At 63.2% G+C, this 23,267-nt stretch carries 23 protein-coding genes; 15 read left to right on the forward strand and 8 right to left on the reverse strand.

Features of this window, described 5'->3' with window-relative positions; all coding sequences use genetic code 11:
- Positions 1 to 126: 126 nt before the first annotated feature.
- The 7 genes from NCS03_RS27175 to NCS03_RS27205 all read right to left on the reverse strand — a co-directional run bounded on the left by NCS03_RS27175 (position 127) and on the right by NCS03_RS27205 (position 5,859).
- Positions 127 to 1,080 carry an aliphatic sulfonate ABC transporter substrate-binding protein gene (locus tag NCS03_RS27175; RefSeq protein ID WP_250437304.1) on the reverse strand — a complete coding sequence of 318 codons (954 nt, stop codon included), beginning with the start codon at positions 1,078 to 1,080 and terminating at the stop codon, positions 127 to 129.
- The gene (locus NCS03_RS27180) at positions 1,080 to 2,408 is read right to left on the reverse strand and encodes an LLM class flavin-dependent oxidoreductase (protein ID WP_008346780.1); all 1,329 of its coding nucleotides are present in this window, start codon (positions 2,406 to 2,408) and stop codon (positions 1,080 to 1,082) included. Before NCS03_RS27180 ends, NCS03_RS27175 begins: the two co-directional genes overlap by 1 nt.
- 24 nt (positions 2,409 to 2,432) lie before the next feature.
- Entirely contained in the window at positions 2,433 to 2,789 is a 357-nt protein-coding gene (locus tag NCS03_RS27185) for a DUF3088 domain-containing protein (protein WP_250530197.1), read from the reverse strand.
- Between the two features lie 165 nt (positions 2,790 to 2,954).
- Positions 2,955 to 3,176, reverse strand: coding sequence for a DUF6566 family protein (locus NCS03_RS27190; RefSeq protein WP_033535802.1), 222 nt, complete (start codon positions 3,174 to 3,176; stop codon positions 2,955 to 2,957).
- Between the two features lie 141 nt (positions 3,177 to 3,317).
- The gene (locus NCS03_RS27195) at positions 3,318 to 3,902 is read right to left on the reverse strand and encodes a c-type cytochrome (protein ID WP_250530198.1); all 585 of its coding nucleotides are present in this window, start codon (positions 3,900 to 3,902) and stop codon (positions 3,318 to 3,320) included.
- A gap of 25 nt (positions 3,903 to 3,927) precedes the next feature.
- Positions 3,928 to 5,148 carry a sulfite dehydrogenase gene (gene soxC / locus NCS03_RS27200; RefSeq protein ID WP_250457055.1) on the reverse strand — a complete coding sequence of 407 codons (1,221 nt, stop codon included), beginning with the start codon at positions 5,146 to 5,148 and terminating at the stop codon, positions 3,928 to 3,930.
- Positions 5,149 to 5,391: 243 nt separating this feature from the next.
- On the reverse strand, positions 5,392 to 5,859 hold the full coding sequence (locus tag NCS03_RS27205; protein ID WP_250522301.1) for a RidA family protein: 468 nt from the start codon (positions 5,857 to 5,859) through the stop codon (positions 5,392 to 5,394).
- Between the two features lie 288 nt (positions 5,860 to 6,147).
- On the opposite strand from NCS03_RS27205, the gene NCS03_RS27210 reads away from it, so the two are divergent.
- From NCS03_RS27210 to NCS03_RS27260, 11 genes are all read left to right on the forward strand, one after another.
- Positions 6,148 to 7,341, forward strand: coding sequence for a porin (locus tag NCS03_RS27210; protein ID WP_250530199.1), 1,194 nt, complete (start codon positions 6,148 to 6,150; stop codon positions 7,339 to 7,341).
- Positions 7,342 to 7,631: 290 nt separating this feature from the next.
- The gene (locus NCS03_RS27215) at positions 7,632 to 9,572 is read left to right on the forward strand and encodes an arylsulfatase (protein ID WP_008346790.1); all 1,941 of its coding nucleotides are present in this window, start codon (positions 7,632 to 7,634) and stop codon (positions 9,570 to 9,572) included.
- Between the two features lie 7 nt (positions 9,573 to 9,579).
- Positions 9,580 to 10,620: a formylglycine-generating enzyme family protein gene (locus NCS03_RS27220; protein ID WP_250530200.1), complete on the forward strand. Its 1,041-nt coding sequence runs from the start codon at positions 9,580 to 9,582 to the stop codon at positions 10,618 to 10,620.
- Positions 10,620 to 11,408: a MetQ/NlpA family ABC transporter substrate-binding protein gene (locus tag NCS03_RS27225; RefSeq protein WP_250530201.1), complete on the forward strand. Its 789-nt coding sequence runs from the start codon at positions 10,620 to 10,622 to the stop codon at positions 11,406 to 11,408. Before NCS03_RS27220 ends, NCS03_RS27225 begins: the two co-directional genes overlap by 1 nt.
- Before the next feature lie 56 nt (positions 11,409 to 11,464).
- Positions 11,465 to 12,268, forward strand: coding sequence for a hypothetical protein (locus NCS03_RS27230; protein WP_250456970.1), 804 nt, complete (start codon positions 11,465 to 11,467; stop codon positions 12,266 to 12,268).
- Between the two features lie 313 nt (positions 12,269 to 12,581).
- Positions 12,582 to 13,673, forward strand: coding sequence for an ABC transporter ATP-binding protein (locus NCS03_RS27235; protein WP_175981573.1), 1,092 nt, complete (start codon positions 12,582 to 12,584; stop codon positions 13,671 to 13,673).
- Complete coding sequence (locus tag NCS03_RS27240; protein ID WP_250437323.1) at positions 13,660 to 14,784, forward strand: ABC transporter ATP-binding protein; 1,125 nt, start codon at positions 13,660 to 13,662, stop codon at positions 14,782 to 14,784. The genes NCS03_RS27235 and NCS03_RS27240 overlap by 14 nt, the downstream gene beginning before the upstream one ends.
- Entirely contained in the window at positions 14,781 to 15,674 is an 894-nt protein-coding gene (locus NCS03_RS27245) for a carbohydrate ABC transporter permease (RefSeq protein ID WP_008346800.1), read from the forward strand. The genes NCS03_RS27240 and NCS03_RS27245 overlap by 4 nt, the downstream gene beginning before the upstream one ends.
- Entirely contained in the window at positions 15,664 to 16,476 is an 813-nt protein-coding gene (locus NCS03_RS27250) for a carbohydrate ABC transporter permease (protein ID WP_008346802.1), read from the forward strand. The genes NCS03_RS27245 and NCS03_RS27250 overlap by 11 nt, the downstream gene beginning before the upstream one ends.
- Positions 16,476 to 16,757 carry a DUF2160 domain-containing protein gene (locus NCS03_RS27255; RefSeq protein ID WP_175981569.1) on the forward strand — a complete coding sequence of 94 codons (282 nt, stop codon included), beginning with the start codon at positions 16,476 to 16,478 and terminating at the stop codon, positions 16,755 to 16,757. Before NCS03_RS27250 ends, NCS03_RS27255 begins: the two co-directional genes overlap by 1 nt.
- Before the next feature lie 102 nt (positions 16,758 to 16,859).
- Complete coding sequence (locus tag NCS03_RS27260) at positions 16,860 to 18,599, forward strand: ABC transporter substrate-binding protein (RefSeq protein WP_008346806.1); 1,740 nt, start codon at positions 16,860 to 16,862, stop codon at positions 18,597 to 18,599.
- A gap of 304 nt (positions 18,600 to 18,903) precedes the next feature.
- On the opposite strand, the gene NCS03_RS27265 is transcribed toward NCS03_RS27260, so the two are convergent.
- Complete coding sequence (locus NCS03_RS27265) at positions 18,904 to 19,824, reverse strand: LysR substrate-binding domain-containing protein (protein WP_250504000.1); 921 nt, start codon at positions 19,822 to 19,824, stop codon at positions 18,904 to 18,906.
- 142 nt (positions 19,825 to 19,966) lie between these two features.
- Here NCS03_RS27265 and NCS03_RS27270 point away from each other — a divergent pair, with 142 nt between their 5' ends.
- Genes NCS03_RS27270 through NCS03_RS27285 form a run of 4 tightly spaced genes read left to right on the forward strand, consistent with a single transcriptional unit; the run spans position 19,967 to position 23,197 of the window.
- Positions 19,967 to 20,626, forward strand: a complete 660-nt coding sequence (locus NCS03_RS27270) for an RraA family protein (RefSeq protein WP_250530202.1) — start codon at positions 19,967 to 19,969, stop codon at positions 20,624 to 20,626.
- 29 nt (positions 20,627 to 20,655) lie between these two features.
- Positions 20,656 to 21,336: an RraA family protein gene (locus tag NCS03_RS27275; RefSeq protein WP_175981563.1), complete on the forward strand. Its 681-nt coding sequence runs from the start codon at positions 20,656 to 20,658 to the stop codon at positions 21,334 to 21,336.
- Positions 21,337 to 21,338: 2 nt separating this feature from the next.
- Positions 21,339 to 21,983, forward strand: a complete 645-nt coding sequence (locus NCS03_RS27280) for an RraA family protein (protein ID WP_239295379.1) — start codon at positions 21,339 to 21,341, stop codon at positions 21,981 to 21,983.
- A complete protein-coding gene (locus NCS03_RS27285) occupies positions 21,980 to 23,197 on the forward strand; it encodes a pyridoxal phosphate-dependent aminotransferase (protein ID WP_239295378.1) in 1,218 nt (405 codons plus the stop codon). The genes NCS03_RS27280 and NCS03_RS27285 overlap by 4 nt, the downstream gene beginning before the upstream one ends.
- The last annotated feature ends 70 nt before the right edge of the window (positions 23,198 to 23,267 follow it).

The raw sequence follows: 23,267 nt of genomic DNA on the forward strand, positions 1-23,267 counted from the left end.
GCTCCACAGAAAGGGATAACTCTCCATCTTGTACGGGCGACGCGAACGACGCCACGAACGAATTCGACGAAGCATATGAAAAGCGGCGCTAAACGGATAAGGCTTGCGTAGCGCGCGCGTCGATCCTTACCTGATCTGCAACACCGCCTGGCGCACATCGATGCGGCGCGGAATCACCTTCGTATCGAAAGCCAGATTCGCCGAGTCCTGCTGCGCGCTAAGGACGTCGTCGGGAATCGGATAGCTCGCGCCCCACTCCAGGCGCGAGATCGCCCGGTTCCATACGGCGAGCGGCACGCCCGTATTGGCGGACAGAAAGCGCGCCGTATCCTGCGGATGCGCGAGGCTGTCGTTCGTCTGACGTGCAAGCTGATCGAACAGCAGACGCAGCGCGGCGGGATACTTTTGCGCGAAGTCGCGCGTCGCGATATAGAAGCCGTATTGCGGCACCGACAGATCCCCGATGGTGAGAATGGTCCGCGCGCCGGTGGTCAGTTCGGTGTCCGCGTAACGCGGATCGGGCACGGCCCACGCATCGATGAAGCCGCGCTCGAACGCCGAGCGCGCATCGCCATAGGACAGGTACGTGAACTGCGCGGCGTTCGGGTCCATGTGGGCATCCTGCATCGCCTTCAGCACGAACAGGTGCCCTTGCGAGCCCTTGGCGAACGCGATCTTTCTGCCCTTCAGATCGCGCAGGTCCTTCACGGGCGAATCCTTCGGCACGACGATCGCATAGCTTTTGACGAGTCTCGGCGCATACGCCACATACACGACCGATGGCGCCGCGCCCGCCTGCGCCATGATCGGCGGCGTCGAGCCGACCGTGCCTACATCGACGTCGCCCGCATTGATGGCTTCGACGAGCGGCGCGCCATACACGAACTCGTGCCACGAAACCTTGACGTGATGCGAAGCGAAAGCCTGCTCCAGCTTGCCCGATGCCCGCAGCGCGACGAGACCGTCGCCCTTCTGGATTCCGATGTTGATCTGCGCGGGATAGCCCTCGTCAGCGTGCGCGGCAAACGCGGCGGCGAAGCAACCGGCGGCGATGATGGATTTCAGGAATCGGATCGGCATCAAGACTTGAAATAAGGATTGGCGGGACGTGCGAGACCGTAGTGACCGCGCAGCGTGGCGGCTTCGTACTCGCGCCGGAACAGGCCGCGCCTTTGCAGAATCGGCACGACATGCTCGGTGAAGTGCTCGAGCTGCGCGGGCAGTACGGGCGGCATCACGTTAAAGCCATCGGCGGCACGGCTTTCGGTCCAGTCGGCAATGACATCTGCAATCTGTTCGGGCGTGCCGGACAGCGTGAAATGCCCGCGCGCCGCCGCGAGCTTCCTCAACAGGCTGCGCAAGGTCGGACGCTCGCGCGCCACCAGTTGCGTGATGACTGCCGCGCGGCTTTGCGCGGCCTGCACCGTCGACGGGTCCGGAAAGTCATCGACGGACAGCGGCTGATCGAGCGGCAGCGTCGAGAAATCGTAGCCGCCGAAGCGGTTCGACAGGCGGCCGAGTCCCACGCTGACATCGGTGATCGAGTCGAGTTCGTCGAGCAGAGCGCTGGCTTCCGCTTCGGTCGAACCGATCGCCGCGCTGATGCCCGGCAGGATCACGATGTCCTGCTCCGAGCGGCCCGCGGCCCTCGCGCCCGCCTTGAGCTCGGCATAAAAGTCGATCGCGGATTGCTTCGTCAGATGCGCGGTGAAGACGGCTTCCGCATGGCGCGCGGCGAACGCCTTGCCCGTCGCCGACGAGCCCGCCTGCACCAGCACCGGATGCCCCTGTGGCGGGCGCGGCAGATTCAGCGGCCCCGCCACGCGATGAAACTTCCCGCGATAGCCGATCTTGCGCACCCGCGCCGGATCGAGAAAGCGTCCGCTCGACGCGTCATCGATGATGGCGTCATCGGCCCAGCTATCCCACAGTTGCGTGACGACTTCGAGAAACTCGTGCGCGCGTGCGTAGCGCTCCGCATGCTCGATCTGCTGCTCGTAGCCGAAGTTCGGCCCCGCGCCGCCGACCCACGAGGTCACGATGTTCCAGCCGATGCGCCCGCGCGAAATGTGATCCAGCGAAGCGAACTGACGCGCGAGATTGAACGGCTCGGTGTACGTGGTCGATGCCGTCGCGATCAGTCCGATGCGCGAAGTCGCCTGCGAAAGCGCCGCGAGCGTGGTGATCGGTTCGAGCGCGCCGGACGCGACGAATTGCGCGCCATCGCCGAGCGCGAGGGCATCGGCGAAAAACACGGAATCGAACAGGCTTTGCTCCGCCCTGACGGCGAGATCGCGAAAATAGTCGATATCGGTCAGCGCCTGGCGCGTCGCGCCGGAATGACGCCAGCCTGCTTCATGATGGCCGCGTCCGTGAACGAAGAGATTCAGATGTATAGGTCGGGGCATGAGCGAATAGTCTCGTTTGCCGGATCAGTCATGCACTTTGGGAAAACCGTGGCGCTCTGCGAGCAACGCGAGAATGCGGCGCGTATCGGTGACGAAGCGTTTCTCGCCGACGGTTTGCGCGTCGGACGGCGCGGGGTACGCATCGCCCAGCACCAGCACCGGCACCAGCAGACTTTGATGCGCCTCGCTTAGTGCTTCGACCGCGGCCTTGCGGGGACGCTCGAAGGGCACGCGGCGGATATCGAGGCGCGCGTTGCGCGCCGGATCGCTTGCGAGCAGACCTTCGATCGGCGCACCGTCCGGGCAGATGAACACTTCGCCCGGGCGCTTCGGATCGGTGAAGCCCGGTTCCAGCAGAATGAGTAGATCGCGTTGGGTCATGGTCGGCGTCATGCGTGGTTGAGAGCCGCCACAGCGTAACCATCCCGCGCGGAGATTGGAACGAATTGGATCTGCTAACCAAATCTGCGGCGCGCATGACGAAAGACGGATCGCGGGCGCCTTCCGGACCGACAGCTCATGCGGCTATCCGATGCTTCGTCGACGTTATCCGCGCTTCTTGCGCGCGCTGCGCTGATCGATCCACAGCCGCGCCCAGCGTGCCGCATAGGCGATCGCATGATCGCGCTCGAAGAAGTAATCGAGCGCATCGAAAGTGAAGCTTGCACCGTGCGCGTACCGGCGATGTTCGATCGTCAGGTTGGCCGCATACAAGCCGCTCGGCATGGCCTGAGCGGAGGGTGCAACCTCATAACCTTTGTATTGCATGGAGCGAGTCCTCGCGGCAAATTCAGGCAACATTGCCCGAACCGCTTCATGCTAGGGGCCGACGAACGCATGGCCAACCAATCCTTTTACGTTTGCAAATCACCGGCCGCATCGATTCGTCATTACGTCATGCTATGCATGTCAAAGGCGTCCCGGTCGCGGGTCCGGAACGAATCCATCGCGATTCGGCATGCGGATGGCGGCAAGCGAATGCGCATCGAGGCGGGCGTCGTCGGGAACGATGCCGTTCTGATTCAGGATCCACGCGCTCACGGCATACACCTCGTCCGCACTCAGCGATTGCGGCGCGTTATAGGGCATCGCGCGGCGAATGTAATCGAAGAGTGTCGTCGCGTATGGCCAGTAGCTTCCGACCGTGCGCACCGGCTTCTCGCTCGCGAGCGTGCCACGCCCGCCGATCAGCCGGTCGCCCAGCACGCCCTCGCCTTTCGCGCCGTGACACGAGGCGCACTTGGCCGCGAAGATCCGCGCACCGGTCACCACGTCGCCGCTGCCCGCGGGCAGGCCGCGACCGTCAGGCGCGACATCGATGTTCCACGCGGCGATGTCCGCCGCGCTCACGGGCGTGCCGATCGTGCCGATCATGCCGACAGCCGCGCGATGCGTTGCATCGTCCAACCCGGCCTGCGACGCGCGCCCGTCTAGCCACGGCCCCGAGCAGGCGGTAAGACACAGCGCCGTCAGACCCACGATCAGCGGGCGCACGGCGCGAAGTTGTCGAGTTGATTCCCTATGCATTTTTCACGCTGCCATCGGCGTCGACGCGCCATTGCTGAATGCCGTTGTAGTGGTAGTTCGAGTTCAGCCCGCGCGCGGCGACGAGCGCCTCGCGCGTCGGCTGGATGTATCCGGTCGAATCCGTTGCCCGCGAGAGGATCGTGGCCGGTTCACCGTTCCACACCCATCCCGCATGAAAGCGCGTGAGCGCGCGATCGCCGGGCGTGCCATCGAGCCGCGCCGCTTGCCATGAACGGCCACCATCGACGGATACTTCGACCTGACGGATCGCACCGCGTCCCGACCAGGCGAGCCCCACGATCGGGTAGTAACCGTGAGTCGTCAACTTGTGCCCGGGCGATGGCCGCGTGATGACCGATTTCGCATCCATCTCGAACACGAACTGGCGCGCGCGACCATCGGCCAGCAAGTTCGTGTATTTCGACGTTTCCTCTCGCGTTTCGAGCGGCGCGTCGACGAGCTTCAGCCTGCGCAGCCACTTCACGTTGGTGTTGCCTTCGAAGCCGGGGACCAGAAGCCGCAGCGGATAGCCGTTCTCCGGCCGCAGCCGCTCGCCGTTCTGCGCATACACGACGAGCGCGCGATCCAGCACGCGATCGAGCGGCAGGCTGCGCGTCATCGCAGCTGCATCGGCGCCCTCCGCGAGAATCCAGCGCGGCGCGTGGCCGTCGTTCGCAGCGAGCCCGCCGGCCGCCTCGATCAACGTCGAAAGCCGCACGCCGGTCCACTCGCAGCACGACAGAAGCCCGTGCGTGAGCTGAACGGGCAGCCCGCTCGGCCCTTTCCATTCGCTCGCGGTGTTGCCCGAACATTCGAGAAAGTGCACGCGCGACTCGGAAGGCAGCCGCAGCAAATCGTCCATCGTGAAGAGCTTCGGCTCGCGCACGAGGCCATGAATCACGAGCCGGTGCTGGTCCGGGTCGATATCCGGCACACCGGCGTGATGGCGTTCGTAGACAAGCCCGTTCGGTGTGATCGCGCCGTGCAGATCGGCGAGCGGCGTCAGCGACGAAGCCGCTCCCGGCACCGGCCACGCACGCGCCGCGCGACGCACGACCTCGGATTCGCGCGGGGATGGCAGGCCATAGGGATGATCGAGAATCGGCGCGCCAGGCATGCGCGTCCACGGCTCGACGCTGAGCGGCTGCAAGAGTCCGGACGCCGCATTCGCGTGAGGCGCCACGGCTGCCGACAGCGCGAGGCCGCCCAGCATCCGGCGTCGCGGCGACGCGGGAGCGTGTTGCTCCGGCTTCGCGGGATCGCCGGGCCGTGTGGCGGAAAACGATGAGAAACGCGGGATTTTCGGCATGCTCGATGAGTCGGGCAGAGAAGACAGGCAGTCGGGCGCCCGATTATAGGTCGCGGTTTCGGGATGCCCAATCGCGATTGCGACTATGCAAATGACAAGGGTTGCTTAAGCGCCATCGTCTGACGCGTTCCTGCGAATGCGATGACATCATGAGTCGCTCACGCCGACGACGGCGCGCAGGATCACCGGCTGCCCGCCGCGCAACGACACGGCGCCGAACACCGAGCGCGCGTGCACGCCGGCATCGCCCAGAACCTCGACCAGCAGATCCGATGCGCCGTCGAGCACCTTCGCGTGGTCTTCGAAGGCGGCGTCGGCGTTCACGAAGCCCTGCACGTCGAGCACCTGCTTCACGCGTTCGAGCGAGCCGAGTTCATCGCGCAGCACGAGCAGCAGTTCCACTGCCGCCTCGCGTGCGAACGAAACGCCGTCTTCGAGCGTGAGCGTGTCACCCAGCCTGCCTTTGGACGGCTTACCGTCGATGGCGGCGCCCGCCGACTTGCCCGACACGAACACGAGATCGCCCCAGCGCGTGGCATTGCGATAGTTAGCCTTCGGGTTGCTCGAAGTGCGTTCGGGGTCGATCAGACGGTCGAGTCTTTCGTCAGCGCTCATGGTGCTCCTGTCGGTATGAATGCGTGACATCACGCGCAGCCGCTCATGTTATGCAGCAACGGCCGGCGCGCTAACCAACGAAGCCTCATATCGATATGACCGGCCTCGCGCGGCGCGAAGCGTTCGTTGCGCGCCTGCTCGCGATTTCTGCATCGCTTCTCCGATGTAATCCGGAATCCAAATCAGACGCTCCGACCATTACAAACGAAAAATCCTTTGTTGGACTTCGGTAAGCACGACCGTAGTATCCGGCTTCCTCGAACTCATGGTTAATACCTAAGGAAGCGAATGAAACGAGTCGCACTCGCCGGCGCCGCTGGCTTACTGGCCGCCCTTCCGGGCATCGTTCAGGCACAGAGTTCCGTCACCTTGTACGGGATCATCGACGCCGGCCTCGCCTATACGAACAATCAGCGTGGCGCATCCAACGTGCAGGCGACGAGCGGCAAGCTCAACGGCAGCCGCTGGGGCCTCAAAGGCGTCGAAGATCTGGGCGGCGGCTACAAGGCGCTGTTCACGCTCGAGAGCGGCTATCGCGTCAACGACGGCACACTCGCTCAAGGCGGACGCGAATTCGGGCGGCAAGCTTATGTGGGCGTGGCGAAGACGGGCATCGGCACGCTGACGCTCGGGCGTCAGTACGATCCGAACACGGATCTCGTTGCGCTCTTCGCGGGGCCGGGATTCTGGTCGCCCGCCACGCACGTCGGCGATAACGACAATCTGAATCAGACCTTCCGCATCAACAATGCCGTGAAGTTCAAGAGCGATACCTTCGCGGGCGTGACTGTCGATGCGCTCTACGGGTTCAGCAATCAGGCGAGCAACGGCGCGGGCGCGGGCTTCGGCAACAACCGCGCATGGGGCGTATCGGCGAGCTACGCCAGCGGGCCGTTGCAACTCGGCGCGGGCTATTTGCTGCTCGATCATCCGAATGTCGCGTCGAACACGAGCGGCGCGGTCGGCGGTGCATCGACCACGTCCGGCGACGACTACAGCGGCGCCTTCTTCTATGGCCTGAACGGCGGCGTCGCGCGGCAGCAAGTGGCGGTCGCAGGCGGCAACTATGCGATCGGATCGGTCGCGACAGTCGGCTTCGCATGGAGCCACACGCAGCTCGACTACAACGATGGCTCGTCGCGCAAGTTCAACAACTACGATGTGAACGGCCGCTACAACATTACGCCGGCGACGACGCTGATCGGCGTGTACACCTTCACCGATGGCCGCGCCAACAGTCTGCCCGGCACCGGCGGCGCGACACTCAAGCCGCGCTGGCATCAGTTCACGCTCGGCGTCGACTATGTATTGTCGAAGCGCACCGACCTCTATCTCTCCGGCGTCTATCAGCTCGCGGCGGGCGATGCCTCGACGCGCGTCGGCAACGGCTATCAGAAGATCGCGGCTATCGCCGACGCGGGCACGCCGTCGTCGACGAACCGGCAAGTGGCGGCGTTCGGCGGCGTGCGCGTGCGCTTCTGAGCTGCGAAGAACCGCATCGAACCGGTGAAAATCCCGCGGCGAAAGCGCGGAACGACACCCTCGATACGCTGCGCTCACACCGTTTCCCTACGCGCTTACACGAATCGGGCGCATCCGGAAGACACGCTCGAAGCCTCGTGCTTCGAGCGTCGCCGAGCGCATTCGCGCGACGCGCAATCGCGGTTCTTTCAAATCTCTGAAGGCGACAAGCAAAGCAGAAATCGATCTTTGGCGGCCTTGAGCCGGTTGCTAAGATCGCCGCTCGCTTTCAACGGACCGCCATAACGACAATGACCTTGCACCGCTCGATCGCTACCCGCCGCGCCGCCGTTGCGCTCGCCGTCGCCAGCCTCTTCGCGCTGGCATCGTGCGGCTCTTCCAGCGACAGCTCGCCGACGACCGCGCCGGTCGCCGCCGCCAAACGGCCGAACATCCTGTACATCATGGCCGACGATCTCGGCTACTCGGATATCCACGCGTTCGGCGGCGAAATCAACACGCCGAATCTCGATGCGCTCGTCGCATCGGGCCGCATCCTCACGAACCATCACACCGGCACGGTCTGCGCGATCACGCGCGCCATGCTGATCTCAGGCACCGACCACCATCTCGTCGGCGAAGGCACGATGGGCACGCCGACCGACGAACGCAAGGGCCTGCCGGGATACGAAGGCTATCTGAACGACCGGGCGCTCTCGGTCGCGCAGTTGCTGAAGGATGGCGGTTATCACACGTACATGGCGGGCAAGTGGCACATCGGCTCGGGAATCGTAGGCAGCACCACAGGCGGCGGGCAAACGCCGGATCAGTGGGGCTTCGAGCATAGCTATGCGCTGCTCGGCGGCGCCGCGACGAATCACTTCGCGCACGAACCCGCAGGCTCGAAAAACTACACGGAAGACGGTCAATACGTTCAGCCGGGACAGCCCGGCCAGCCAGGCGGCGCAGGCGGCAGTCCGAGCGTCTTCTATTCGACCGACTTCTATACGCAGCGCTTGATCTCCTACATCGATTCGAACAAGGGCGACGGCAAGCCCTTCTTCGCCTACGCAGCGTACACGTCGCCGCACTGGCCTTTGCAGGTGCCCGAGCCTTACTTGCACAACTATGCGGGCAAGTACGACGCAGGTTACGACGTCATCCGCAATGCGCGGATCGCGCGGCAGAAGGCGCTCGGCATCATTCCCGCCGATTTCAATCCGTATCAGGGCGCGCCGGAAACGCTGACCTCGTCGCCCGCCACGGCGAACAATGGCACCGCGAACGCGAAATACATCAGCGCCGTGCACAACGCCGCGCAAGGCTACAGCGACTATGGTCCCGGCACGGTCAACAAGTCGTGGAACAGCCTGTCCGCCGCCGAGAAGAAGGCGCAAGCGCGCTACATGGAAATCTATGCCGGCATGGTCGAGAATCTCGATCACAACATCGGCCTGCTGATCCAGCATCTGAAAGACATCGGCGAATACGACAACACGTTCATCCTGTTTCAGTCCGATAACGGCGCGGAAGGCTGGCCGATCGACTCGGGCGCGGATCCGACCGCGACCGATACCGCGAACGCATCCGATGCGGTCTATTCGACGCTCGGCACCGACAACGGTCAGCAGAACGCACGGCGTCTGCAATACGGCCTGCGCTGGGCCGAAGTCAGCGCGACGCCGTTCCGCCTCACCAAGGGCTACGCGGGCGAAGGCGGCGTATCGACACCGCTCATCGCACATTTGCCCGGACAGACGGCGCAGTTGCCCACCTTGCGCGCCTTCACGCACGTCACCGACAACACCGCGACCTTCCTCGCCGTCGCACAGATCACGCCGCCGACGCAGCCCGCGCCGGCTTCGATCAATACGCTTACGGGCGTCGATTCGAACAAGGGCAAGGTGGTCTATAACAACCGCTACGTCTATCCGGTCACCGGACAGTCGCTGCTCCCGATTCTCAAGGGCGACGGCACCGCGGAAGTGCACACCGCCGCGTTCGGTGACGAAGCCTATGGACGCGGCTATCTGCGCAGCTCCGATGGCCGCTGGAAGGCGCTTTGGACCGAGCCGCCGACCGGTCCCGCCGACGGTCACTGGCAGCTCTTCGACCTGCAGGCCGATCGCGGCGAGAACAACGACGTATCGGCGCAGAATCCGTCGGTCATCGACAGTCTCGTGCAGCAGTGGAACAGCTACATGAGCACGGTGGGCGGCGTCGAACCGCTGCGGCCGCGCGGCTACTACTGAGCGCGCGATGAGTCGTCGATGGACATCCGTTGCAGGCGCCGGCGCCGTGACGCTCGCGTTGTTCGGCGCGGGCTTCGGCGGGGCGCTCGCCGTGAACGCGGAGCACGGCTTCGATCCGCGCAATCTCGCGCGCACGCTGGCGCCGCTCGGCTCCGAGCAGCAATGCGAACGCTATTCGGGCATTCCCGCCAAGTGGCGCGACGATCCGCGCGCGGGCATGGTGCACCTGCGCGGCGGCGAATTCGTCTTCGGCAGCACACTGGGTTATGACGACGAGCGCCCGGTGGGCGATGGCAAGACGAAGGTCGGAGCCTTCTGGATCGACCAGACCGATGTAACCAACGCGCAGTTCGCCGCTTTCGTCGACGCGACGGGCTATGTGACCGAAGCCGAGCGTCAGGGCGGCGCCGTCGTGTTCCATGTCCCGACGCGCGAAGAAATGAACGCACGCGATCTCGCGTGGTGGTCGTGGGTGAAAGGTGCGTCGTGGAAGCATCCCACGGGATCGTCGAGCACATGGAAAGGGCACGAAAATCGTCCGGTGACGATGGTGACGCTCGCCGACGCCCTCGCCTACGCGCACTGGCTCCGCCGCGATCTGCCGACCGAGGCCGAGTGGGAATACGCGGGCAAGGCCGGGCGGGAAGGCGCGCAGCTCGACGCCGCTCCGCGCGATGCGCGCGGCAAGCCATCGGCGAATTACTGGCAAGGCGTGTTTCCCGTGCTCGACTCCGCCGAAGACGGCCATGCGGGTTTGGCGCCGGTCGGTTGCTATGCGGCGAACGATTTCAGGCTGTACGACATGATCGGCAACGCATGGGAATGGACGAAGGATCCTTACACCGGTCCGCGTCAGCCGCATTCGAACGGCGACACGGCGGCGGTGATCCCAGCGCGCAAGCACGACACGGCCGTGGTCATCAAGGGCGGCTCGTTCCTGTGCGCGCAGGATTATTGCGTGCGCTACCGGGCGTCGTCGCGCGAGCAGCAGGAAGCGGATTTGCCCGCGTCGCATATCGGCTTTCGCACCGTGCTGAGGGACGGCTGATGCGCGCGCGATTCGTTTTCGCGGGGGCGGTTCTGGCAGCCTCTTTCGTGACGACGGCGCATGCCGCGGAGCAGACGGTTCGCATCGGCGTGATGCCGGGCGAGGAAGCGACGATCGTCGCGCATGTGCGTGAAGTCGCCGCGAAGCAGGGCTTGCCGCTCGCCGTCGTGGCTTTCGACGATGCCGCGCGCATCGACGCCGCGCTCGCAAACGGTACGATCGATGCCGCCAGTTTCGAGGACGAAGCCAGCCTCGCCGCCCGCAGCGCGCGCAACGGCTACGCGATCGAAAGCGTCGCCGCGACCGTGACCTTGCCGATGGCGCTCTACTCGCGCAAGCTCGCATCGATCGCCTACTTGCCGCGCGGCGCGACCGTCGCCGTTCCGGCCGATGCCGCCGGCACCGCGCGCGCATTGATCCTCCTGCAGAACTATGCGCTCATCACGCTGAAGGACGGCGCGGGCCTTCATCCGACGCTCGGGGATATAGCCGGCAATCGCTTCGGTCTGAAGATCCGCCGCGTGGAACGCGCGAAGCTCTACGAAGCGCTCGACACGGCGAGCTTCGTCGCGATGAACGCCGACGACGCCGCGCGCAACAAGCTGAAGCCGGGCCGCGACAGCATCGGCATCGAAGATGCGCGCTCGCCTTATCAGCATGTTCTCGCCGTGCGTACGCGCGACGCGAAGGCCGCCTGGGTCGGGCGACTCGTTCGGGTCTTTCATTCCGACGACGTCGCGCATTTCATCCTCACGCAGTATCAGGATTCCGTGCGCCGGCCTTGGTGAATAGCTACTCGTTCGACTGCACCGCGTGCGGCAAATGCTGCAACAGTCCGCCGGCGATGTCGCTACGCGAACTGTTCGAACACCGCGACGTATTCGTCGGCTGCATCGCGCTCGGGCGTATGCCGCGAGGCGCAGACACGCCACTGCACGCGTTTCCCGTCGATGAGGCCAGTGCCATCACCATCACGACGCTTGCGCTCGATTACCCGTCGCTCGGCCGCTGTCCCGCGCTCGCGCATGACGGGTTGTGCGGCCTTCATGCAAAGGGCAAGCCGGATCAGTGCATCGCGGTGCCGCTCGACCCGCTCGTGCCCGATCACCTGCAACATGCGGTGCTTGCGCAGCGCTCGCATGGCGCGGGATGGATCGGCGCGCAATGCATCCGCCCGGGCGAGCATCCGGGTGCGTTGCTCCTCAGGGCTGGCGAGATCGTGGATGAAGAGGCCAAGGCGGCCGTGCAACGCAGACGGCACGCGCTAGGCATCGAGCGCGAGCTATGGGCCGCGCCGTTGTTCGATGTCCTGAGACGCGATTTCGCCGATCCGCGCCGCGCGCTCGCGATGCTTCCTTCCGACGGTTATCGCACCATTGCGAGCGTGCCGGCGCTCATGGGTATCGGCACGTTATCGACGGCGCTCGCGCGCGCGTGCATCGCCTATATCGATGCGCAGACGGCGCTGATACACCGGAACGTCGCGCAGGCCGTGCAACGCCGCCGCCTCGACGACCGGCCGACGACGCAGACACTGCGCGGTTTCTCCGATGCACTTCAGCATGCACGCGCGCATCTCCGCGCGCTGCCCGAACGCACCGCAGCCTCGCCGCTCGCGAAAGACGCCGAGGCGTGGTTTCTCTTCTGAGGCTCGGCGAATGCGCCGTTCGTGCCGACGGGCAGCATACGAATCCGCCTTTTTGCTACGCAGCAATCGGACCGTCCAACGTGCGTCTAAAGAAATTGAGTCAATGCTCTATTTCAACGTGTCTCATGCCGATCGCCCCCCGCCCGCAGCCGGTTTCCGGATTTCATCCTGTCGTAAGGTTTACCCCGATTTAAACGCAAACCAACAAAAGGGACATTCTGGCTGCTGCATGTAATCGAAGCGCAACCCAATTGACGTCATTCTGAAGCGCCAGCTCTGCGGCTGGCGTCGTGCATGCCGAGAGGAGAGCGATTTGGTCCTTGAACTGGAGCGGGTCAGCGTCGTTTCTGGCGGGCAGCCGTATCTGTACGGCGTGGATTTGCGCCTTGTCCCAGGCGCCATCAACGTGCTTCTCGGACCCACGCAGGCCGGCAAAACCACGCTGATGCGCGTGATGGCGGGTCTCGACAGGCCGAACGACGGCCGGGTGCTCGTCGACGGCCAGAACGTGACAGGCGTCAGCGTGCGCCAGCGCAATCTCGCGATGGTCTATCAGCAGTTCATCAACTACCCCGCGATGACGGTGTTCGAGAACATCGCCTCGCCTTTGCGTCTGCAAAAAACCGACCCTGCCGAAATCCGCCGGCGCGTGCACGAAGTCGCGGCCCGACTGCATATCGACCATTTGCTGGAGCGGCGGCCAGGCGAACTGTCGGGCGGACAGCAGCAGCGCTGCGCGCTCGCGCGTGCACTCGTGAAGCGCACGTCGCTGGTGCTGCTCGACGAACCGCTCGTCAATCTCGATTACAAGCTGCGCGAGGAATTGCGCCTCGAACTGGCCACGCTTTTCGCCGACGGCAAGACGACGGTCGTCTACGCGACCACCGAACCGCTCGAAGCGCTGCTGCTGGGCGGCTATACGGCAATCGTCGATAAAGGCCGGGTTCTGCAGTTCGGTCCCACGCTCGATGTCTATAACGCACCGGTCAACGTCGCGGCCGCAGCCGTTTTCAACGATCCGCCGATGAACATGCTGACGAGCGACTGCGGCAACGGCCGCGCGCGTCTGCCGATCGGCGTCGAGGTTCCGGTCCGGCACGGTCTCGCCGCGAACGGCGCATGCCGCATCGGCATCCGGCCGGGACACGTGCGTCTCGAGGCGAAGGCCGCTCATGCGATCGCCGTTGCGTGCCGGCTCGAACTCGCTGAACTGAGCGGCTCGGAAACATACCTGCACTTGCGCACGCTGACCGGCGCGGTCGACCTGGTTGCGCAATTGCAGGGCGTGCATCAGATCGAGCTCGGCACGCAGCTCGATGTGTTCATCGACCCTGACGAACTGTTCGTGTTCGGCGCGGATACCCAACTGGTGTCCAGCCCGGAGGCAGCTCATGGCGTGCATTGAGTTCCAGAATCTCGGGCACGCGTACGGACCGGCCCCCGCGACGCTCGACGACTACGCGCTTCAACCCATGAGCATGGTCTGGGATGACGGCGGCGCTTACGCGTTGCTCGGGCCATCGGGTTGCGGCAAGACCACGCTGCTGAATATCGTGTCGGGGCTCGTCAAGCCGTCGGAGGGAAAGGTGCTGTTCGACGGACGCGACGTGACTGCGCTCGGCGCACGCGAGCGCAACATCGCGCAAGTGTTCCAGTTCCCCGTGGTCTACGACACGATGACCGTGTTCGACAACCTCGCGTTTCCGCTGCGCAATCGGATGATGTCGACCGCCGAGGTCACGAAGCGCGTGCACGAAGTCGCGGAAATCCTCGATATGACGCGCGACCTGCCGCTCAAGGCGAGCAATCTGGCCGCCGACGCCAAGCAGAAAATATCGCTCGGGCGCGGCCTCGTGCGCAAGGACGTCGCGGCGATTCTCTTCGACGAACCGCTCACCGTGATCGATCCCGCGATGAAGTGGATGCTGCGCCGGCAGTTGAAGAAGATCCATCAGCAACTCAAGCTCACGCTTATCTATGTGACGCACGATCAGGTAGAAGCGCTGACTTTCGCGGATGAAGTCGTGGTCATGACGAATGGCCGCGTCGTTCAGAAAGGCGGAGCCGATGCGCTTTTTCTGCGGCCGGATCACGCTTTTGTCGGCTACTTCATCGGCAGTCCCGGCATGAATCTCTGTCCGATCGAGCTCGACGCAGACGGCGCAAAAATCGGCTCGCAGCGCCTGCCGCTCGACGCGGGCACGCTCGCGACGCTACGGGCCGCGCATCAGCAGACAAACGGCGCGCTCAAGCTGGGGATTCGCCCGGAATTCGTACGGCTTTCGCATGAAGGCGGAGCGGGTGCGCTCAACGCGCGGGTGCTTCGCGCACAGCAACTCGGCAACTATCAACTGGTGACCGCGCAATGCGACGGCCATGTGTTCAATGCGAGGCTCGAACCGCATGTACGGATTGTCGACGGACCTGCCTGGCTGCATCTGGTTGCGCCTGAGACCGTATTCTTCTGCAACGACGAACGAGTCGAAACACGCATCTCCGAAGAGGCCGCGCGATGAAGCCCGTCAATCAGAAAGCGTGGTTGCTGGTCGTTCCGGTGTTCATCTGCGTCGCGTTCTCCGCGATCCTGCCGCTGATGACCGTGGTCAACTATTCGGTGCAGGACATCATCGGCCCGACGCAGCATGTGTTCGTCGGTACGGAGTGGTTTCGCAACACCATGACCGATCCGGATTTGCGCCAGGCACTCGGCAGACAGGTCATTTTCTCTGCGTGCGTTCTGCTGTTCGAGATTCCATTGGGCGTGGGCCTCGCACTGTCGATGCCGGCTTCGGGATGGCGCGCATCGGCGACGCTCGTCGTGCTCGCCATGCCGTTGCTGATTCCATGGAACGTGGTGGGCACGATCTGGCAAATCTTCGGGCGCCCGGATATCGGACTGCTCGGCTACTGGCTCAATAGTCTCGGCTTCGACTACAACTACACGGCGAGTCCCACCGCCGCATGGCTCACGGTGCTGGTGATGGACATCTGGCACTGGACGCCGCTCGTCGCGCTGCTGTGCTATGCGGGCTTGCGCGCGATTCCGGACGCCTTCTATCAGGCCGCGGAGATAGATGGCGCGAGCCGCTTTGCGGTATTCCGCTACATCGAGTTGCCGAAGATGCGCGGCGTGCTGATGATCGCCGTGCTGCTGCGCTTCATGGACAGCTTCATGATCTACACCGAGCCGTTCGTGCTGACAGGCGGCGGACCCGGCGATTCCACGACCTTCCTCAGTCAGTACCTGACGCAAAAAGCGGTCGGCCAGTTCGACCTCGGCCCGGCCGCGGCTTTTTCGCTGATCTATTTCCTGATCATTCTGCTGTTGTGCTTCATTCTCTATAACTGGATGAATCGCGTCGGCAGAGGCGGCCCCGCTGCGCAAGGAGACGACCATGCAGGATAAGCGCCGCTGGATGCGGACGTTGGTGCTCGTCGTCTATATGCTGTTCGCGCTGATTCCGCTTTACTGGATGTTGTCGATCTCCCTGCGCACGAACGAGGAGACCATGTCGACGTTCGCCACGCTGCCGCAGCACGTCACGTTCGACAACTACAAGGTGATCTTCACCGATCCCTCGTGGTACTGGGGCTACATCAATTCGATCATCTACGTGCTGATGAACACGGTGATGTCCGTGCTGGTCGCGCTGCCTGCCGCGTATGCGTTCTCGCGTTATCGCTTTCTCGGCGACAAGCACATGTTCTTCTGGCTGCTCACCAACCGCATGACGCCGCCCGCCGTGTTCCTGCTGCCGTTTTTCCAGCTCTATTCGAGCATCGGCCTGACCGACACGTACATTGCCGTCGCACTCGCGCACATGCTGTTCAACGTGCCGCTTGCCGTATGGATTCTCGAAGGCTTCATGTCGGGCGTCTCGCGCGAGATCGACGAAACCGCGTATATCGACGGCTATACGTTTCCCGCCTTCTTCGTGAAGATCTTTCTGCCGCTCATCAAGTCGGGCGTCGGTGTGACGGCTTTCTTCTGCTTCATGTTCAGCTGGGTCGAACTGCTGCTCGCGCGCACGCTGACTTCGGTCAACGCGAAACCTATCGCTGCCGTGATGACGCGCACCGTGTCGGCGGCCGGCATGGATTGGGGCGTGCTCTCGGCTGCGGGCGTGCTGACGATCGTTCCGGGCGCGCTCGTGATCTACTTCGTGCGCAACTACATCGCGAAGGGCTTCGCGATGGGGAGAGTGTGATGTTCACGTGGATGTACTGGACGCCCGAGGTGGCGATTTTTTTCGGCTGCATCGTCGTGATGCTGGGCGGCATGACGGTATGGGAACTGTGCTCGCCGACTCATGAACGCAAGGGTTTTCTGCCTATCGCGACGACTCGCGGCGATCGCCTTTTCATCGGCCTGTTGACTGCCGCTTATGTGAATCTCGCGTGGCTTGCGATCAGCGCGGAGGGCTCGAGTTCGTGGCCGGGCTTCGTAGCCTCGGTGCTGGTGCTGCTCGCGATCATGTGGAAAGGCTAGCAAGCCGACGCATGCAGCGATGACTGACAACTGCCGGTTCCGCTGATGCCCCCAGCGGGCGCCGACAAGATCGAAGGGGCACGGAAGACACAGGAGAAGACCATGCATCAGAGGAGACGGATCGTCGCGCTGGCAGTGGCAAGTATCGTGTCGGGTGCCTTCGCGAACCAGGCTCTGGCGGGAACGCCCGAGGCGCAGAAATGGGTGGACAGCGAGTTTCAACCCAGCACGCTGTCGAAACAGCAGCAGATGGACGAGATGAAATGGTTCATCGATACCGCGGCGAAACTCAAGTCGCAGGGCGTCAAAGAGATTCATGTCGTGTCGGAAACCATCGACACGCACACCTACGAATCGAAAACGCTAGCGAAAGCGTTCAGTGAAATCACCGGCATTCAGGTGAAGCACGACATCATTCAGGAAGGGGACGTCGTCGAGAAATTGCAGACCTCGATGCAATCCGGCCAAAGCATTTACGACGGCTGGATTTCGGACTCGGACCTGATCGGCACGCACTATCGCTATGGCGTGATCGTTCCGCTATCCGATTACATGGCGGGCGAAGGCAAGGAATACACGAACCCTGGTCTTGACCTGAAAGATTTCATCGGCACGAGCTTTACGACCGCGCCGGACAAGAAGCTCTATCAGCTTCCCGACCAGCAGTTCGCGAACCTTTACTGGTTCCGCGCGGACTGGTTCGCACGCAAGGACTTGCAGGACAAGTTCAAGGCGAAATATGGCTACGAACTCGGCGTGCCGGTCAACTGGTCCGCGTATGAAGACATCGCCGAGTTCTTTACGAACGACGTGAAAACCATCGACGGAGAAAAGGTCTACGGCCATATGGATTACGGCAAGAAAGACCCGTCGCTCGGCTGGCGCTTCACGGACGCGTGGCTTTCCATGGCGGGCGAAGCCGACAAGGGCATTCCGAACGGCATGCCCGTCGACGAATGGGGCATCCGCGTGACGCCTGATGGCTGTCACCCGGTAGGCGCGTCGGTATCGCGCGGCGGCGGCACTAATAGCCCGGCAGCGGTCTACGCGACGACCAAATACATCGACTGGCTCAAGAAATACGCGCCACCGGAAGCGTCGGGCATGACCTTCAGCGAAGCGGGCCCGGTGCCCGCGCAGGGACGCATCGCGCAACAGGTGTTCTGGTACACCGCGTTCACGGCGTCGATGCTCAAGCCGGGCAACGTCACGAATGCGGATGGCACGCCGAAGTGGCGCATGGCGCCCTCCCCGCACGGCGCCTACTGGAAGGAGGGCATGCAAAACGGGTATCAGGACGTCGGCTCATGGACCTTCTTCAAGTCGACGCCGCCGAATCAGCGCGCTGCCGCGTGGCTATACGCGCAGTTCGTGACGTCGAAGAGCGTGTCGCTCAAGAAGTCGATTGTCGGTCTCACGTTCATTCGCGACTCCGACATTCATAGCGACTACTTCACGAAGAACGCGGATAAATACGGCGGCTTGATCGAGTTCTATCGCAGCCCGGCGCGCGTCGCGTGGACGCCGACCGGCAACAACGTGCCCGACTATCCGAAGATGGCGCAACTCTGGTGGAAGAACGTCGGCACTGCTGTCGCCGGTGAGAAGACGCCGCAGGCTGCGATGGACAACCTGGCGAAGGAAATGGACCAGGTGTTGTCCCGTTTGCAGCGGGCGGGGATGAAGGTTTGCGCGCCGGAGCTGAATGCGCAGAGCGATCCGTCGAAGTGGCTGTCCGACCAGCACGCGCCGTGGAAGGCGCTTGCCAATGAGAAGCCGAAGGGGGAAACGGTGAAGTATGAGCAACTGCTGTCCGCGTGGAAGGCGGGTAAGGTGCGGTAGGGGTATTGGTTTTTGGATTGGCGGCACTTGGTTGTGCCGCCTTTTTTGTGGGTTGCTGGACGGGCGCGGTGGGGCTGGAAGCAGCAGCGACGATTCGATGCGGATGCAATCTCTGACGGCCCTCGATGACCATCAGCCGAAATTCGCGGAATACCGCCTCGTTGTTCTGCTACGACCGTGGTCCGAAGGGCTGAAGCCAACCCGAACCAGCCGTTCCTGACGACGCCGCTTCAATGGCGGCTTGAGAGGGGCTAAGCGGTCATCCGACCAACTGCCATTCGCGTCCCCTGAGTTCATATCTGCGTCAGTGTCCTAAGGACCGCGTCACTCCTTTTGCCAGCCATGAAACGACTTCGTCGACCATCGGATGGTGACGTTCGGTATTCCATACCAAAGCTGCGGTTACGACCATGACCTTCTCTTTAAGAGGCCTCACCACGACATTCTCTGGTGCCAGCTTTCGCATGGTCGCTGGTACCAGCGCTACGCCCTGCCCGCACCCGACATATGCGATCTGCGAGGTGACCGAGCGCACCTCACGAGTGACGTGTGGGGTCAATCCATGTGAACGGCAGACCGACGTCAGCAGGTCGAAGTAGACCGGGCTGACTTGTCGGGAGGACATCACAAGTTGTTCATTCGCCAGCGACTGCAATCGCACCCTGGACAAGGCGGCCAGCGGATGATCCCTCGGAAGCGCTACAGCCAGCCTGTCCTCAGCTAGCGGCAGGGTGGCGATTCCGTTTCCCACCTCGCCATCGACACGGACAAATGCCAAGTCGATCTCGCCCGCTTCCAGTGCGGGGATGGCATCGACGCTATCGATTTCGCGAACGAAGACGGTCAGATGCGGGTGAGCGCGCTTGAGCGCTTCCAGCACGGGTGGCACCGTTTCCAGCATGGCGGAAGTGATAGCACCGACGTGCAGCACGCCGGACTGGCCGGCAGCTACTTCACGGACTACGCGTTCCAGTCGTTCCACCTGCTCCGCGAATTGCCGGACGGCGGGCAATATCGCCGCGCCCGCGGGGCTCAACTGCGTGCCTTGACGCGATCGATAAAAAAGCTGCAGTTTAAGCGACTGCTCAAGAACCTTGATCTGCTCCGTCAGCGGCGGCTGCGACATGTTTAGCCGTTTTGCCGCCCGCCCATAATGCTGCTCCTCCGCGACGGCGAGAAACATCCATAACTGCCTGATCAGCCTGAAATCGATCGTATTGCTCATGCTAGTTCGTTGTCTAAGGGAAGCGAAGTGAATCTCCCATTGTGCCTGTTCTGCAAACAGTATCACTGAGATACGAAATACGAAATTTACATATCAACTTTACAGCGCGAGGATTGCCACACTTCCCTAAGGAACCACCTCGATGAACCCGAAATCCATTCTTGATCGCCTCGCGGCGCTGGACACCAACACGGTTTCCGACGCACTGGACTTTCTCGGTCTGCCCGGTGCGACGTACGGACTGCGTCCGTTGTGGAACTGCCCTAAGATCGTCGGTCGGGCGAGCACCATCCAGCTCGGACCGAAAGCCGATGCCAAGCCGACCGTGCATCTGATTTCGCCGGTCATCGACGCCGTGATCACGGACGACCGCGTACTGGTAATCGCCGGCGGAGCTGAGGGCGTCTCCTGCTGGGGCGACATCCTGGCCAATGCCGCCACCGCAAAGCAGGTCCGCGGATCTGTCATCGACGGCCTGAGCCGCGACATCGACGGCAGTGAGTCGATCGGCTATCCCGTTTTCGGTCGCGGCGTGACGATGATCAGCGCGCGCAACCGCGTGATCCAGATTGATTCGGGTAAGCCTGTCCAGATGGCGGGCGTCACCGTAAGCGAAGATGACTACGTGCTCGCCGACCGCTGCGGCACCGTATTCGTTGCGGCTGCTCGCATCGAGGAAGTGCTGGATCTTGGGGAGCGTATCGCAAGCCGCCAGGATGGCATGGTGGCGGCCGTGCGCGCTGGCCGCCCGGTTGCCGAAGTCATGCACGACAAGGAATTCGAAGCCATCGCTGTGGGGTGATCAGACATCGTTTTTGTGGAATTTCTGAAATGACGAACCCGAAGAAGGCGGGCGCAGAAGATCAGGAACTGGTCGCGCTTTTCGCTGGACTGGATACTCCAGGCGTTTCCGATGCCATGGACAAGCTCGGTCTGCATGGTCAGGCGCTCGGCATCATGCCGCTGGCGAACTATGCGAAGGCCGTGGTGGGGCCTGCATACACTGTCAAATACGTACCCGCAAGCAATCCGCCCGGCACGGTCGGCGACTTCATCGACGACGTGGCGGAAGGCGATGTCATCGTGCTCGACAACGACGGCCGCACGGACTGCACGGTCTGGGGCGACATCATGACCCAGTACGCGGGGCTGCGCGGCATCGCGGGCACGGTAATCGCGGGCGTCTGCCGCGATGTCAACAAGGCGCTCGGCGACAACTATCCGCTGTTCACGGCAGGCCGCTTCATGCGCACCGGCAAGGACCGCGTGCAGGTCGAGTCGGTGAACTTGCCGGTCGGGATTGGCACAGCTCGCGCCGCGTCGCGTGACATTGTAGTGGCTGACGCGAATGGCGTTGTCATCGTACCGCGCGGCCGCGCACGCGAAGTCGCGCAGATCGCCCGCGAGATAGAGGAAGTCGAATCGCACATCCGCAAACAGATAGCCCATGGCAAGTCGTTGGGCGATGCGCGTGCCGCACTCGGCTATCACACGCTGCAAACCAAAGGCTAACCATGACCATCGTTCAATCCTACGATCAGCCTCTGCTGGAGCAAGCCCGCAGACTGGGTACGTCCACGCTATTCGAAGCATCAGGTCTTTCCACAAGTGCAGTCGATCCGGCCATCCGCACGGCGTGGCCTGGCGCGTCGGTCGCGGGTGCGGCGTATCCGCTCGAATGCTCGCCCGGCGACAACCTCTCGATCCATATCGCAATGGAGAGAGTACCGCGCGGCAGCGTGCTTGTCATATCGACCGGGGGCTTTGTTGCCGGCTACTGGGGCGAGGTGCTGACGGTCGCGGCGGAAGCAGCCGGCGTCGTCGGTCTGGTTATCGATGGCGGTGTTCGTGACGTCGCGGCTCTGACCGCGCGACGCTTCCCGGTGTTCACTCGCGGCGTCTGCATGCGCGGCACGGTCAAGGCGAGTTCGCCATCGGTCGGGCAGCCGATCAACATCGCGGGAACACCCGTGGCGGCTGGCGATCTGGTTGTCGCGGACGATGACGGCGTGCTCGTGATCCCCGCTGCACACGTTGGAGAGACTCTGTCGCAGGGGCAAGCTCGTGCAGACAAGGAAGCGAAGATGATGGACGCGCTACGTGAAGGCCGCAGCACGCTGGAATTGATGGGACTCACGAACTGGAGGGAGCAGCAATGACCGCGCCGACTGAAGGTCTGAATCGTTTCCTTGCCGCTGCACGCCCGTCGGCGACCTACAAAGTCATGGATCGCGTCGCAGCACGGCGGGCGAGCGGCGCTACTGTGATCTCTTTGAGCGCCGGCGAGCCAGACTTCAACACGCCCGAGCATGTTTGCGACGCGGGCGTCGCAGCAATCCGCGCGGGCCATACGCGTTACACGCAGGTGGCTGGACTGCGCGCGCTGCGCGAAGCGATTGCCACTAAGTTCCAGCGCGAAAACGGTCTCGACGTCGACTGGCGCCATACGCTCGTCTGCAGCGGCGGCAAGCAGGTAATCTTCAATGCGCTGGCCGCGACGCTTAACGAAGGCGATGAAGTCATCGTACCGGCGCCGTACTGGGTGAGCTACCCGGAAATCGTGCAACTGTGCGGCGCGCAGTCCGTGCTCGTTTCGTGCGAGGCCGACAGCGGCTTCAAACTCACGGCCGATGCATTGCAGGCCGCGATCACGCCGCGCACGCGCTGGCTGATCCTGAACTCGCCGTCGAATCCGACCGGCGCGGTCTACAGCCGCGCCGAACTGCAGGCGCTGGCCGAAGTGCTGCTCGCGCATCCGCAGGTGCTGGTACTGTCCGACGACATCTATGAGCACCTGATTTTTGACAACCTCGAATTCTTCACTATTGCCCAGGTCGAGCCCCGGTTGCACGAGCGTGTCCTGACGATGAACGGTGTGTCGAAGGCGTACGCGATGACGGGCTGGCGCATCGGCTTTGGCACCGGCCCCGGATGGCTTATCGAAGCGATGGAGAAGTTGCAGGGCCAGCAGACGTCCGGAGCGTCGACGATTTCGCAATACGCGGCGTTAGCCGCACTGACAGGGCCGCAGAACTCCATCGAGCATTCGCGCGTGGCATTCCAGCGCCGGCGCGATCTGGTAGTCGACCAGATCAACCGCGCTCCTGGCTTGCACTGCGCAGTGCCGCAAGGCGCGTTCTACGTGTTCGCATCCTGCAAAGGCCTGATCGGCAAGACCACGCCGTCGGGAGTCCGTCTGGATAGCGACGAAGCCGTGGTCAACGCGCTGCTCGACGAGATGGGCGTTGCGACCGTGCATGGGAGTGCATTCGGTCACGGACCTTACTTCCGCATTGCGTATGCGCTCGATGACGAGTCGCTCTTGCGCGCGTGTACAGCCATTCGGGACTTCTGCCGGACACTGACAAACTAACGCATCGCGTCCATGGCCTCATGGCCGGCCTCGACGGCACCCAACGCGTTCCTAGCGGGACCACGCGATC

Source organism: Caballeronia sp. ATUFL_F1_KS4A, from assembly GCF_023630905.1.
Lineage (GTDB): Bacteria > Pseudomonadota > Gammaproteobacteria > Burkholderiales > Burkholderiaceae > Caballeronia > Caballeronia zhejiangensis.